This window comes from Neobacillus drentensis (assembly GCF_036965245.1).
In the GTDB taxonomy this organism is placed as follows: domain Bacteria; phylum Bacillota; class Bacilli; order Bacillales; family Cytobacillaceae; genus Neobacillus; species Neobacillus drentensis_G.
In genome coordinates this window covers 1-14,223 of sequence record NZ_JBALPG010000166.1, presented here as the reverse complement: position 1 = coordinate 14,223, position 14,223 = coordinate 1, and the positions used below count along the sequence as shown (strand labels likewise).

Below are 14,223 nucleotides of genomic sequence, written 5' to 3'. Positions count from 1 at the left end.
ATCTAAGGATAATTCAGGTGAAATTGCAGATGAGTATGCATCTAGAGACGAACGTATAAAAGTAATTCATAAAATAAATGAGGGTGTAAGTTCTGCTAGAAATGCTGGTATAGATATTGCTTCTGGTAAATATATAGGATTTGTGGACCCTGATGATTGGATTAGCCATGACATGTATCAAAAGTTATATAATACGGCTTCAAAAGAGGAACTTGATATTGTAATTTGTCATAATTATAATCACTATACTGAAACGGGATTAGTTAAAATCGATTCCTTTAATATTAAAGAGAATACGTTACGAAATATTCGTAGACATACGCTAAACGATGATTATTTTAGTGCTGTTTGGAATATGATTTTTAAAAAATCCATGATCATTGAAAAGAAATGTAGATTCCCTGAAAACTTTACTGTTTGGGAAGACGGGTACTTCATACTAAAAGCAATGTATCATACTGAAAGGATTAAATACCTAGAGGAGCCTTATTATCATTATCAGAAGCCGTATAGAAAACGGAAATATATATATAACTTATTTGAGTCTTTATTACATTTGCAGATACTAAGAGAACAATGTGAAAAAAAATGGGGAAGTAATGTATTTAATAGTGATGAAAGTATTGAAGCGTTGTTTTGTAGACGCATTGTACTATGTCTAGAACAAGAAATGAACTTAAATTCTGGAAACAATAAACACACGAATATTAAGGATATAATAGGCCATCCATTAACTCAAAAAGCCTTCAGTCAACTAAAAAAAAATCATTATGGTCTAAAACAAATAGGATGGCCGGCATTCATCATGTTACAATTATCAATATTTCAAAAGAATTTCTTAATAATATTTGGAAACTATGTTTTAAATATTTTACGCAAGATTAAAAAATTTTACAGACCTCCGTTAGCGAATTCGGAAAGCTTAAAAATCAGAAAGTCTAATTTAGAAGACAATGGGTGAAAAATAAATGTCACCTCTTTTCATTGTAGGAAACAAACAGCTATGAAAGTGTGGGATTTTTTCTAAAAGATAAGGGCTTAAGTAGGGGGAGATTAGTATAATCCTAAGATATACATTGTTGACAATGTTATTTTTGATTATTCCTTTTTTATGTTTGTATTCCCCAAAGGATTCAATTCGTTTAGTAAAAAATAATCTTCCTCATAGCGAGACTATTAAAATTAATGCAACAGAAACAGTGAGTGTTAAAGATTTTGGGGCAGTTGGGGATGGTGTGACGGATGATTATCAGGCATTAAAAAATGCCTTTTCTTATGTGAATAAAAAAAGTGGTAATGTAATATTAGAATTTCCAAAGGGGATTTACTATATTGACCGGGTTTATAAAGCAAATGATTTGGGTGTTAAGTTAACTGATCCTTCTGAAGCATGGGAGGGCTCCAAAAACGAAGAAATTACACATTTATTTTTAAAAGATGCATCTGATTTCAAGCTTATTGGAAATGGTTCAACCATCAAAGTTAAAGGAGATTATCAGAAAACCATCGATGCAGATCTTTGGGGAAGCAAATACACTTTTAAATATCCAATTTTACCTTTTGTTTTTTTAAATTGTTCTAATTTCTCGATGGAAGGTTTTGATATTAACGGGAGTGGTGATCAAACAACAAGGGAATCAAGTAGCATTGCTGAGGCATATGGATATGGGGTATTGTTACAGAATGCTAGTAATTTTGTCATAAAAGATATATATACACATAATTGGGTAACAGATGGACTTATTGTCGGGCACTTGGGCTGGGTCAAAAATGGTGAATTTATTAATGTAGTTTCCGAGCATAATGCAAGGCAGGCCATTTCAATTGATCTAGCAAAAAACATTGTGTTTCGCAACTCTAAATTTAGTTATGCGGGGCAACTAGAGGGAGGTACTTATGGTTCACATTCTCTTGGTGCAGGCTTAGATATTGAACCAGAAGGCGGAGCAACGGAAGAGAATCCGACTGAAAATATTGTTTTTGAGGATAGCGAATTTTCCCATAATATTGGTGCTGAGATTTTTGCTACTTGGGATGTTGCAAAAAATATATATTTTAAAAGATGTAAAATCATTAGATCAGTAAGTAAAATTGGAGAGGGTATTCTGTTAGGAACATCTGGTGCTCATTTCGAGGATACTTTATTTGATTTTAGTAAAAAGACAGGAGTAATATTAACTAATTTTAGTGAAAGTTACAGTTCCTCGACATTTATCCGCAGCCATTTTATCGACTCTAGAATCATGTCAGATTTACCTGAACAGCCATTAATAATACGTGATAGTACTATTGAATTTCTAGGAAGTGATAAAGATGATATTCCAATTATTTACATCGAAAACAATAAAGCAATGTTAAAAAACAATCGTATTTTCATAGGTGAGAATTATTATAATTGTTTAAATCAGCCTTGTCAGAGATTATATTTTGGAAAAGGTGAATTTGAAAATAATATTTATGAAACAGATAAAAAAGGCATAGGTTATTTTTTTGCATTTTATGGGGAGGATGCAATAATTACTAAAGAGTCTTACCCGTCAAGTCAATTTAGAAAACTTGAAAAAAAAGACAGACAATAAAATAATTTATGAAAAAGGCATTTCGATTAGTTTCCAAATCGAGATGCCTTTTTGTTATGAAACATAAAATTTAGTCTGTCCTATAACCATACAAACCCGTTAAAAACTAAGAACGAACTTGGTTGGGTTGCACAAAAAGGAATTAAAGGAGATGTGTGAAGACTCATGGCGATGGCAGTTAAATAACCCAAATGGTTTTGTTGAAAACGAAAAGGTTTTAACAAAATTGTAGAGGGAAGTGTATTGAATTCAGAAAATTCAATAGCCATTTGTGTAAAATAATCTTTATTCCTTTGAGGTGGGAAATGAAAAGAATATTTGACCTTCTACTAGCTAGTTCTGGTCTTATACTGTTTATACCAATAATTTTATTTACTGCATTATTAATAAGAATGAAACTTGGAACACCAATAATATTCAAACAGCAGCGTCCAGGATTAAATGGAAGGCTTTTTGAACTCTTTAAATTTCGAACGATGACGGACGAGCGAGATGAAACCGGAGAGTTATTACCAGATCATGTAAGATTAACCCTTTTAGGTAAACTTATAAGAAAATTAAGCTTGGATGAATTTCCCCAGCTTATTAATGTTATTAAAGGAGAAATGAGCTTAATTGGGCCAAGGCCTTTATTGCCTGAATACCTTGCATTATATTCAGATGAACAAGCAAAACGACATCTTGTGAAACCAGGAATTACAGGTTGGGCACAAATTAATGGCCGAAATTCAATCACATGGGAAGAGAAATTCAAACTGGATGTTTGGTATGTTGAAAACCAAAGTTTCATATTGGATTTGAAAATATTATTTTTAACAATCAAAAAGGTAGTGACTTCACACGGAATTAGTAATCAGAATCATGTAACAATGCCTGATTTTAAGGGGAATACATCCCATAACAATCAAAATTACCCTTCAATGTAAAACCAAATCACCATGTTTACTAAAACAAGTGTCCAAGAAAAACTATCGACCCAAAATTATTCGATAGTTTTTTTATTTAGTTAGTATATGTGGATTTCTGGGAGTGAGGGAAATGGAAAATGTCAAAGAAAAAATATATCTGTCTCCACCGCATATGAGTGGGAATGAGCAAAAATATATAAACAATGCCTTTCATATGAATTGGATCGCCCCATTAGGTCCAAATGTTGATGCATTTGAAAATGAAATTGCTTCTTTTGTAGGTGTGAATGCTGCCGCTGCCGTAAATTCAGGAACGGCGGCAATTCATTTAGCCCTACAGCTACTGAATGTTAAGAAGGGAGATAGGGTATTTTGTTCAACCCTTACCTTTGTTGCCAGCGCTAATCCCATTTTATATCAAGGCGCCGAACCGGTTTTTATTGATTCAGAACCAGAGACGTGGAATATGTCTCCTCAAGCATTAGAACGGGCATTAAAAGAAGCAGCAATAGAAGGAACATTGCCGAAAGCGGTAATCGTGGTCCATCTATATGGTCAAAGTGCTAAAATGGATGAAATCATTCATTTATGTGATAAATACAGTGTTCCTATAATCGAGGATGCGGCCGAATCTCTTGGTTCCACTTACAAAGGAAAAGCAAGTGGAACAATGGGATCATTTGGGATCTATTCATTTAACGGCAACAAAATCATAACAACATCCGGAGGTGGAATGCTTGTTTCCAACGATGTTGATGCTATTAATAAAGCACGTTTTTTAGCAGCACAAGCAAAAGATGATGCCCCTTATTATCAACATAGTAAAACTGGGTTTAATTATCGGATGAGTAATATTTTAGCTGGCATAGGCAGAGGCCAATTAGAGGTATTGGAGGAAAGAGTGGAAGCCAGGAGGGCAGTATTTAATTATTATTATCAACATTTATCAGCCTTGCCTGGAATAAAATTTGTGAATGAGTTAGAAAATACTCGTTCCAACCGCTGGTTAACCACTTTATTAATAGAAGAAAAAGAGTCAGGGCTATCCAACCAGACACTATTACAGTTATTGTCAAAGGAGAAAATTGAAGCACGACATGTTTGGAAACCACTTCACTTGCAGCCCCTTTTTAAAGGAGCTTTATATTATTCTCATAGTGAAACTGAACATGTAGCAGAGGAGTTATTTAATAAGGGTATTTGCCTCCCATCTGGGTCAGGAATGTCAGAAGAACAGAAAATGAGAGTGATTAGCTGTATTTTAAATTTCTTGTCCCGCAAAGTTAGTTACACTAAAACAAATTTAATAAAACTTAAGAGTGTGAAATGAAACTATGGATATTTCTTGGAAAATGACTCAGGAACAGTTTAAAAAGCTTTTATTGTATACGTACACAAGAGTCGAAAAATCAGAGAAATTAGAAGTGAAGGACCTGATGAATGAAATAATTCAGCAAATTGATCCAAACTATATTAAGCTTTCATCAAAGTAATATTATATTTGGATAGTTGGGGGTTAATATGAACGTAATAATCGTAGGTTGTCATAAGGGTTTGACTAGGGGTGTAATAAAAAGTTTAATAAATAGTAAAATAAAATTTTCATTTATTGGAACTAAAGAGATTATAAAGTCAGTGTCATTATCAAAATTATGTAAATCATTTTATGAAATAAATGAGAAGGACCTTGATATCGATAGTAAAAATTTAAATGAAATCATCATGACCCTTATAAAGGATCATGATGATAATTATGTAATTCCTACTGGCATACGTTCAACCTTATATATTAGTAAATATGCTAAAGTAATTGCAGGAAAAGAAAACCATTATCCTCTCTCAGATTACCAAACTCTTGCAATGTTAAATAATAAGTGGAATTTCTTTTCATTCTTAATGAAACATAATTTTCCATCACCGAAGACGTTCTTATTAGATTCTATAGAAATGCAACATATAAATGACAATCTCTCCTTTCCAGTTATAACCAAACCACTCGATAGCGAAAATTCAATTAATGTTATCAGATCAGATAATTTAACTGAATTATGCAAATTAACAAGTAGCTCGCCAATCCCACTACTAGTTCAAGAATATATTCCAGGTTACGATATAGACTTGAGTATCTTCAGTATAGAAGGCACTATTAAAGCATGGACAATATTTAGAAGAACAGAAAAAGGTATATTATTTGAAAGTAATAAAGAGGTATTACAAATCGGCGAACAAATTGTTAATACTCTTAATTTTTCTGGTCTAATAAACTTTGATTTAAGATTTAATGAACAGAATGGGAAATTTATGGTAATAGAATGCAACCCAAGGGTTTGGGGAAGTATGCTGCATTCAACTTATGTGGGGGTTAACTATATGGATTTAGCAATTAATAATCAAAACCATGAATTAAATTTTAATGCAATTAAGTCAGGGACAATTTCCTTAAATAAAAGTACTTTGATTAAGAAGTTATTTAAGCCTTCACTAACTAGACAAGATTTTAAATCTATCTTCATCCAAACAAAGCTTTTTTTTCATGATCCTTTCTATGAAATAAGTTTCTTTAGAAATAACAAATGATATTACTTTATGCACATTCGTTCTCTATATGGAACAAGAAGCTGGAAATGCACTTTATATAAAGTATTGTGTATATTCTTACAAGGTCTCTAATCCAAAGTTGAAGAGATAGGTGATTAATGTGAAGTCACATTTTACTAACTCAGTAATTAAAGGTATAGCTGCTTCAATTCCAATAGGGGGTGTTGATTTATCTTCTTTATCCACTTTATATGGAGCGGATGAGGTAAAAAAAATCATAGCTAGCACTGGCATCGAACAGGTTCGAGTAGCTAAGGAAGGCCATTGTGCATCGGATTTATGTGCTGCTGCAGCTGAAGAGCTACTTGCAAAACTTGAAGTCAATCCCTCAACAATTGATGGGATTGTTTTTGTTTCCCAGACACCGGATTATAAAATGCCTGCAACAAGTGTTTTACTTCAGCACCGCCTTAGGTTGCCTACAGCGGCTGTAGCTTTTGATATTAACTATGGTTGTTCAGGGTATGTATATGGTTTGTATCAAGCTTCGATGATGATAGAGGCAGGTGGGTGTGAAAGAGTCTTAGTTTGTGTAGGTGATACTTCAACGAAACTTGTTCACCCAGGAGATCGATCTGTTCGAATGGTTTTCGGGGATGGAGGTAGTGCAACGCTTGTAGAAAAAGGAGAATCCATTTCAAATTTTATATTAAAAACAGATGGATCTGGAGCAGAAAGCTTGATTATACCAGCAGGAGGATCACGAAAGCCATATAGTGAAGAAACCTCAATTCCGATAGAAGCAGAAGATGGGAATATCCGTAGTGAAGAAACCATACGGATGAATGGTATGGAGATTATGTCATTCGTATTAAGAGAAATTCCTCCTATGATTAATGAGTTACTAGACGTAACATGTTGGAAAAAAGACGAAGTAGGTACGTATGCGCTTCACCAAGCAAATAAATTTATGCTTGAGTATTTACGTAAAAAAATGAAACTACCAAAACATGCTGTGCCCATCGCTGTATCTACTGTAGGTAATACAGGTCCAGCATCTATTCCTTTGATGTTATCCATCAAACAACAGGAATTATTTGAAAGGGACCGGTTACAAAAAGTGATTTGTTGCGGTTTCGGGGTGGGTTTATCATGGGCAGCCTGTTCAGTTGATCTTTCATCAACCCTCATACTAGATCCAATTGAACTATAAGAAATCTAAGAATAGAGGTATTTAAATGCGTGAAAAAATCTCTAACATCGTTATGACGGCGATAAAAGAATTTAATACTACCTACGAACAACATATCCCGATAGAACTAGGGGATGAAACTCCATTGTTTGGCAAAAAAGGGGTTTTAGATTCTCTAGGACTAGTTTCTTTAATTGTTATGATTGAACAGGTGCTTGAAGATGAACTGGACGTATCCTTAATTTTGGCAGACGAAAAGGCCACGTCGCAAAAAACAAGTCCGTTTTTAAAAATCGGATTCTTAGTTGATTATATTTATAGATTGATGGAAGAGGAGATTTCAGTTTGGACAGACCAATAACCTTAATAACAGGCTCTCGAAAAGGAATCGGGAAATATTTGGTCCAGCATTATGTATATCAAGGACATCTTGTAATTGGGTGCAGTAGAAATGAACCCGATTGGAGCCTTGATGGATATGAACATTATCAAGTTGATGTCTCAGATGAGAACACTGTAAGGGCAATGTTTACTTCCATTAAGAAAAAACATGGAAGATTGGATCATCTAATTAATAATGCTGGTATTGCTTCCATGAATCATTTCATGCTGACTCCCGTCTCAACAGTGAACAAGATATTTAATACTAATGTGATTGGTACATTTCTTTTTTGCAGAGAAGCAGCAAAGCTAATGCAAAAAAGAAGGTATGGAAGAATTGTCAATTTCACAACAGTTGCGGCTCCTCTGAAGCTTGAAGGGGAATCAATATATGCTGCATCTAAAGCTGCGGTTATTTCATTTACAGAAGTTATTGCAAGAGAATTATCACCTTATGACATAACGGTCAATTCTATTGGCCCTACTCCAATCGAAACGGACCTTATTCGCTCCGTCCCAAAGGAAAAATTAGCAGCATTAATTAATAGGCAGGCAATCAAAAGATACGGAACAGTAGAAGATGTAGCGAATGTTGTTGATTTCTTCCTGAAGGAGGAAAGCTCATTTATTACAGGTCAAACGCTTTTTCTAGGAGGGGTTTAATGTTTATCGATTTTTTGTTAGATGAATATAAAAGTAACGCAAATAAGGATGCACTCGTTTGGCATAAAGAAGTGTATTCATACGGCAATATGCTAGATTTGTTTGAAATTTGGAGGTTGAAACTCGAGAAAGAGAATCTTCCTGAGGGAAGTGTTATTGCTCTAGATGCCGATTTTTCCCCGGCATCTATTGCCTTATTGCTTGCTTTGATTGAATCAAAATGTATTATCGCTTTGTTAAGTAAAGCAGTAAAGGATAAGAAAGAAGCATACTGCGAGATTGCAGAAGCAGAGTATATGATTTCATTAAGTTCGGATGATCAAGTATCAGTTATTAAATACGATAGAAGGGCAGAACATGAAATCCATGCTAAACTTCGCGATTTAGGGCACCCGGGTGTTATCCTCTATTCTTCAGGGTCAACAGGTAAAAGTAAAGCAGCTGTCCACGACTTTGTACCATTATTGGAAAAGTTTAAAACAAAAAGGCATGCTAAACGTACCATTGCCTTTTTACTTTTCGACCATATCGGTGGACTGAATACCATGTTCTATACATTTTCTAATGGCGGCTGCCTTGTAACAGTTCAAGACCGATCACCTAAGAGCGTATGTGATGCTATAGAAAAATATCAAATTCAGGCACTCCCAACATCGCCAACCTTTATTAACCTCATAATGCTAAGCGAGGCTTATAAAGATTATAATTTAGAAAGTCTTGAATTAGTGACTTATGGAACAGAAGTTATGCCTGAAACAACCTTGAAAAAATTTCACTCTTTATTTCCGTCTATTCGTTTGTTGCAGACATACGGACTATCTGAAGTGGGAATTCTCCGTTCAAAATCAAAGTCGTCTGATTCATTGTGGGTGAAGGTTGGAGGAGAGGAGTTCCAGACTCGGGTTAGAAATGGAATGCTAGAAATCAAGGCACAATCGGCTATGCTAGGCTATTTAAATGCTTCATCACCTTATACAGAAGATGGATGGTTTATGACCCAGGATGAGGTGGAGGTCGATGGAGAATACATTAGAATTCTTGGTCGAACTTCGGAAATGATTAATGTAGGTGGGGAGAAGGTTTCTCCAGCTGAAGTGGAGAGTGTCATTCAATTAATGGAAGGCGTACAAGAAGTAGCGGTGAGTAGTGAGCCTAATCCTATTACCGGGCAAATGGTTAAAGCTTTTATAAAACTATCAACAACAGAAACGATAAAAGAATTTCGAATACGGTTATTTCAATTTTGTAAAGAGAAATTACCAGCATACAAAATTCCCCAAAAGCTTGTATTGGTCGATCATTGGATGCACAATGACAGATTTAAGAAAATGAGGAATCTAAATTAAATCTGATTTAGGTTCTATATGGGAACTTAAGAAGAGACAAATGAGTAACACTTTCAATTTGGAGTTCCCTTACAGCCCATCCTGCCTATTATTTAGGAAGGGAAGATTTATTATTCTTTCTCATTACTCATGGTGCTCGTCATGGATGGTCAAGAATACGTACGGATGTAGAGACTGTTAAATTACCAAAATACCTATATATTTAATATTTTGCTTTTGGCCGTTTCTTTTGGTTTTAAGAAAAACTAGCTTAAGTAGGTTGAGTACTGACCGTTGATAACGCTTATTTGGATATATAGAAGAATATCTTCTGAAAGCAAGTTAATATGGAGGAGAGTATGAGAAGGCAGTTAAACTTGATTCAATTTTCAAGGGCCATTGTACCACTTTTTGTCATGTTGTTTCACGCTAATTCAATGATGATCTTTTATTTCCATTATAATTTGTTAGGGTTTACAATTGGGGCAAAATCTGGAGGGGTATATTATTTCTTTGCACTTTCCGGATTTATGCTCTATTACTTATACCATAAAGAATTAGGAAATCGAAAAAGAATAAAAAGTTTTTTCTATAGCAGATTTATAAGGATCTATCCTATTTACTGGATCTTAACGCTCTGCGTTTTACCCATTTACTTTGTTTTTCCTAAGATGGGGCACGGCTATGAAAGAGATATTAGCACAATTATTACTTCTTTACTATTAATACATTCTAAAAAGGAACCTTTACTAGGTGTTGCTTGGTCATTGGTGCATACAGTTTATTTCTATTTCATTTTTTCATTAGTTTTCTTAAATAATAAAAAAATTTCCAAGCTGCTGATTTGTACCTGGGCAGCTATTTCTTTTGCTTTTTGTACAAATTTACTGTCTAGTTCAAATTCCTTAGTAAGCTTTCTGTTCAATTTTAATAATTTGATTTTTTTATCTGGAGTTACTTGTGCCTATGTAGTTTCAAAAATGAAAATTAATTATTATCTATCTCTATTATGTATATTTATAGGTATTTTAGGTTTTCCTTTATCATGGTTCAATACACAGTATAAGTTTATTGATATGAGTCTACAATTTACAACAGGTTTGTCATCCGTCTTATTAATATTAGGGATATCAGCTATTGATCTACAAAAGGATATAAAAATGCCAAGAATTGCAAAATATTTAGGCGATGCGTCGTTATCCATCTATCTCACTCACCACACCTCCATGTCTGTCATAAGTAAAATACTTAGGTCTATTTCATTTTTATCATTTAATAAGCTCCTTATAAGTTTAATTCTACTTATATTACCAATGATAATAGGCTGCATTGTTTACTCATTAATAGAAAAACCAATAATTCAAAAATTAAAGCATTTCAATACCAAGAACAAAATATACTCATATTATCTACTTACAAACATGCATCTCAAAAAGCATTTTTCAAGATCAAAACCTAGTGTATAAGGGCAGTTGTAAAATCATGCATGAATTTAGTGAAGCAACGAGTGCATCAGGTACTGAAAATGAGTCAAGGATAATTATAGAAATAAAAAATTTTTATCAACATGTTCTTTTTAAAGAACGGTATGAATCAGATTGATTCAATGATTTTAAAAGGAGATATGAAAATGACCTCTATCCCTCGGACCGCCTATATTTTACAAATCCACAAAAATCCAGATCAAGTAAATAAGTTTATTCAGCAGCTAATTATAGATAATCAAGCGGATGTATTTATTCACATTGACAAAAGAAATTATGAAAGTTTAAAAGATAAAATTATAAAAAGCCCTAATGTAAAAGTTTTAAAAACAAGTAATATTTGTGAGTGGGGCGACATAAGCCAGGTTGATACGACCATTCTATTGTTGAGAGAGATATTATCTGCAAAAAAAAATTACAATTTTGTCTGCTTAAGAAGCGGCCAAGACTTATTGGTGAAAGATGGATTTGCAGATTTCTTAGGGGAAAACAAAGGGAAAATATTTATGACCTTAAGAAATGTTAGTAGATTTAATTCAGGGTTAATGGAGATATATTGGCCAAAAATTACACGGAAGCGATTTACTACTGCCAACCCTTTGAGGATTTATCGAAGTATTATTCTAAGCTTATACCGGAAAGGAATAAATGTATTCCCAAACTCTAACCAATGGCCAAAGGATTACTCTCTTTATAATGGTGCACAGTGGTTTTCTATTCCTTATGAAGTTGCGGAATATATTATTAGGTTTTTAGATGAAAATGAATGGTATTATAAATACTTCGAAAATACATTAGCTCCAGATGAATGGTTTTTTCATACGTTGATTATGAATTCATCCTATAAAACTGATGTCGTTAATAATAATTTAATGTTTTTAAAATGGGGTGAAACGTTAAGTACGAGAAACTCTCCTCTAGTCTTAACAAAAAAGGATATTAATTTAATTGAGGAATCAGGACAATTTTTCGGCAGAAAATTTGATGAAAGTATTGATAGTTTTGTTGTTAATTATTTTGCAAATAAGGTCAAGTTCGGTAAATGGAAGCTTACTAATTATGAAACCGTTTTGACTACAAAATAAAGGAGTGCTGAACCATGAAAACAGAGATTCATGCTGAAACAGGAAATGAGGTCAATCCTGTTAACAATGAAAACATTTTGTTCGATTATCAAACCATTCAAAAACTTGATAAACAATTTGGTTCCTCCTTTTATTTATTAAATGTTGATAAATTAAGAGATAACTACCAGAAAATAGAGGAAGCATTTAAAAGTAAATATGAAAGTTTTATCATCGGTTATTCCTATAAAACGAATTATCTTCCATATTTATGTAAACAATTGTCAGAGTTAGGGGCATATGCAGAAGTTGTTTCAAGATTAGAGTATGATTTAGCGATAAAATTGGGCGAAAATCCTAAAAGAATCATATTTAATGGTCCATTAAAAAGTGAGGAAGATATCAATTTAGCATTAAAAAATGAAAGTATCATAAATATTGATTCTATTTATGAAATTGAGTTTGTGAAAGAATACGCATTAAACAATCCAAACCAACTTATTAAAGTTGGGCTTCGATTAAATTTTGATATTTCTCAGGATGGAAAAAGTCCCCTACAAGAAGGTTATGACGTTAGCAGGTTTGGAATTTGTATAGAGAGTGGGAACTTTCAGTATGTGATAAATGAGTTTAAGGCTATAGAAAACATCAAATTAGCAGGGCTCCATGGTCATTTTTCCACAAGAAATAGAGAGGTAGAATCCTATAGGAGAATAACGCAAAAACTTTGCGACATTGCCAAAGAATATATAACGGATAGTATCGATTATATAGATATTGGTGGTGGTATCTATGGTGAATTACCTAAATCCTTTAATAAAACTGTTCCAACCTTTGACGATTATGCAGAAGCTATTTGTCAAATAATGAATAAAGAATTTGAATCCTTTGAAAAAAAACCAACATTAATATTAGAGCCGGGAATGGCTATGGTAGCAAATACCTTTCATTTTATCTCAAAAGTGATTGAAACGAAAACGATTAGAGGGAAATATTTTGTTTTAGTTGAGGGCAGTGTCCATAACATTAAACCAACCATGCACAAACATAATCTACCAATGAGGATTATTAGACAAAAGAAGTATAACAAGTCTAAGCAAGTGTTTAATATTGTTGGGTATACTTGTATGGAAAAGGATTACTTGGCACACGAAATCACTGCTGATCTTCCGCATAAAAATGATTATATAATATTTGAAAATGTCGGTGCCTACACAATCGTTTTTAATCCACCATTTATTAAAGAGAGACCATGTATTGTAGCTGCAGATAAAAATGAAATATTTGTTGTGCGGAAAAAGGAAACCATCGAGCAATTTTTTAATGAAGAAATTTATTGTTTTTAAGATAGTAGAGAAGGGGATTAAAAAATGAATATATTACTCTGTAGTGTTGGTCGCCGTGTAAAATTAGTTGAATACTTTAAAAAAGAGCTTCAAAAAATAAATGGAAAGGTTGTAGCGATAGATTGCGATCCCACTGCTGCTGCAATATACCATGCCGATATATATGATGTGGTTCCTCGGATTGACCATCCAGAATATATTCATCACTTAAAATATCTTTGTAATAAATATGAAATCAAAGGTGTATTATCTCTAATTGACCCTGAATTACCTTTATTAGCCCATTATAAGGAGGAATTTGAAAAGGAAGGAATTCAAATTATTGTGTCCGATCAGAATGCTGTAGATATTTGCTACAACAAGGATAAAACCTATAAATTTTTACAAGCAAATAAAATACCTGCGATTCCTACATATGTCGAAATTGATAGGGTAATAAACGATCTAATGGAGTGCAAAATTAATTTTCCTTTAATAATAAAACCGAAAAATGGAAGCGCAAGTTTAGGTATTCAAAAAGTTATTTCAATTGAAGAACTTAAAGTAATCCAAGATACACTTCAAGATTTTATTGTACAGCCTTTTATAACTGGTGATGAGTATGGAGTCGATTGCTATATAGATTATATTACAAATAAAACTACGAATATTTTTATTAAACGGAAGTTAAGGATGCGTGCTGGTGAAACAGATAAATCAATATCTGTGAAGGACCTCGAATTAAAACAAATTATTGAAAATCT

At 33.3% G+C, this 14,223-nt stretch carries 14 protein-coding genes; all 14 read left to right on the top strand.

All coding sequences use genetic code 11. From position 1 onward, the window contains the following. Window positions 1-961, top strand: a 961-nt coding sequence (locus tag V7150_RS23960) for a glycosyltransferase (protein ID WP_335523244.1), incomplete at its 5' end; no start/stop codon positions are given. A 124-nt stretch (window positions 962-1,085) separates the two neighbouring features. Then, window positions 1,086-2,579, top strand: a complete 1,494-nt coding sequence (locus V7150_RS23955) for a glycosyl hydrolase family 28-related protein (RefSeq protein WP_335523242.1) — start codon at window positions 1,086-1,088, stop codon at window positions 2,577-2,579. Window positions 2,580-2,884: 305 nt separating this feature from the next. After that, on the top strand, window positions 2,885-3,505 hold the full coding sequence (locus V7150_RS23950; RefSeq protein ID WP_335523240.1) for a sugar transferase: 621 nt from the start codon (window positions 2,885-2,887) through the stop codon (window positions 3,503-3,505). A gap of 112 nt (window positions 3,506-3,617) precedes the next feature. Next, window positions 3,618-4,817, top strand: coding sequence for a DegT/DnrJ/EryC1/StrS family aminotransferase (locus tag V7150_RS23945; RefSeq protein WP_335523238.1), 1,200 nt, complete (start codon window positions 3,618-3,620; stop codon window positions 4,815-4,817). A 22-nt stretch (window positions 4,818-4,839) separates the two neighbouring features. Then, window positions 4,840-4,980 (top strand): hypothetical protein, encoded by a 141-nt coding sequence (locus tag V7150_RS23940; RefSeq protein WP_335523235.1) that lies wholly within the window; start codon window positions 4,840-4,842, stop codon window positions 4,978-4,980. Window positions 4,981-5,008: 28 nt separating this feature from the next. Then, window positions 5,009-6,064 (top strand): ATP-grasp domain-containing protein, encoded by a 1,056-nt coding sequence (locus V7150_RS23935; protein WP_335523232.1) that lies wholly within the window; start codon window positions 5,009-5,011, stop codon window positions 6,062-6,064. A 121-nt stretch (window positions 6,065-6,185) separates the two neighbouring features. Further along, a complete protein-coding gene (locus tag V7150_RS23930) occupies window positions 6,186-7,238 on the top strand; it encodes a 3-oxoacyl-ACP synthase III family protein (protein WP_335523228.1) in 1,053 nt (350 codons plus the stop codon). Between the two features lie 25 nt (window positions 7,239-7,263). Further along, a complete protein-coding gene (locus V7150_RS23925; RefSeq protein ID WP_335523225.1) occupies window positions 7,264-7,578 on the top strand; it encodes an acyl carrier protein in 315 nt (104 codons plus the stop codon). After that, window positions 7,563-8,261 carry an SDR family NAD(P)-dependent oxidoreductase gene (locus V7150_RS23920; protein WP_335523223.1) on the top strand — a complete coding sequence of 233 codons (699 nt, stop codon included), beginning with the start codon at window positions 7,563-7,565 and terminating at the stop codon, window positions 8,259-8,261. The genes V7150_RS23925 and V7150_RS23920 overlap by 16 nt, the downstream gene beginning before the upstream one ends. After that, window positions 8,261-9,607 carry an ANL family adenylate-forming protein gene (locus tag V7150_RS23915; RefSeq protein WP_335523221.1) on the top strand — a complete coding sequence of 449 codons (1,347 nt, stop codon included), beginning with the start codon at window positions 8,261-8,263 and terminating at the stop codon, window positions 9,605-9,607. Before V7150_RS23920 ends, V7150_RS23915 begins: the two co-directional genes overlap by 1 nt. 338 nt (window positions 9,608-9,945) lie before the next feature. Then, the gene (locus V7150_RS23910) at window positions 9,946-11,052 is read left to right on the top strand and encodes an acyltransferase family protein (RefSeq protein WP_335523218.1); all 1,107 of its coding nucleotides are present in this window, start codon (window positions 9,946-9,948) and stop codon (window positions 11,050-11,052) included. A 122-nt stretch (window positions 11,053-11,174) separates the two neighbouring features. Further along, window positions 11,175-12,155: a beta-1,6-N-acetylglucosaminyltransferase gene (locus V7150_RS23905; RefSeq protein ID WP_335523216.1), complete on the top strand. Its 981-nt coding sequence runs from the start codon at window positions 11,175-11,177 to the stop codon at window positions 12,153-12,155. Between the two features lie 14 nt (window positions 12,156-12,169). Next, a complete protein-coding gene (locus V7150_RS23900; protein ID WP_335523212.1) occupies window positions 12,170-13,480 on the top strand; it encodes a diaminopimelate decarboxylase in 1,311 nt (436 codons plus the stop codon). Window positions 13,481-13,504: 24 nt separating this feature from the next. Next, the coding region (locus tag V7150_RS23895; protein WP_335523211.1) for an ATP-grasp domain-containing protein at window positions 13,505-14,223 on the top strand (719 nt) is incomplete at its 3' end.

What these genes read in the sequence shown, in the direction of transcription:
- V7150_RS23955 (WP_335523242.1), top strand. Translation starts at nt 1,086, where the DNA reads ATGTTATTTTTGATTATTCCTTTTTTATGTTTGTATTCCCCAAAGGAT.
- V7150_RS23950 (WP_335523240.1), top strand. Translation starts at nt 2,885, where the DNA reads ATGAAAAGAATATTTGACCTTCTACTAGCTAGTTCTGGTCTTATACTG.
- V7150_RS23945 (WP_335523238.1), top strand. Translation starts at nt 3,618, where the DNA reads ATGGAAAATGTCAAAGAAAAAATATATCTGTCTCCACCGCATATGAGT.
- V7150_RS23940 (WP_335523235.1), top strand. Translation starts at nt 4,840, where the DNA reads ATGACTCAGGAACAGTTTAAAAAGCTTTTATTGTATACGTACACAAGA.
- V7150_RS23935 (WP_335523232.1), top strand. Translation starts at nt 5,009, where the DNA reads ATGAACGTAATAATCGTAGGTTGTCATAAGGGTTTGACTAGGGGTGTA.
- V7150_RS23925 (WP_335523225.1), top strand. Translation starts at nt 7,264, where the DNA reads ATGCGTGAAAAAATCTCTAACATCGTTATGACGGCGATAAAAGAATTT.
- V7150_RS23915 (WP_335523221.1), top strand. Translation starts at nt 8,261, where the DNA reads ATGTTTATCGATTTTTTGTTAGATGAATATAAAAGTAACGCAAATAAG.
- V7150_RS23910 (WP_335523218.1), top strand. Translation starts at nt 9,946, where the DNA reads ATGAGAAGGCAGTTAAACTTGATTCAATTTTCAAGGGCCATTGTACCA.
- V7150_RS23905 (WP_335523216.1), top strand. Translation starts at nt 11,175, where the DNA reads ATGAATCAGATTGATTCAATGATTTTAAAAGGAGATATGAAAATGACC.
- V7150_RS23900 (WP_335523212.1), top strand. Translation starts at nt 12,170, where the DNA reads ATGAAAACAGAGATTCATGCTGAAACAGGAAATGAGGTCAATCCTGTT.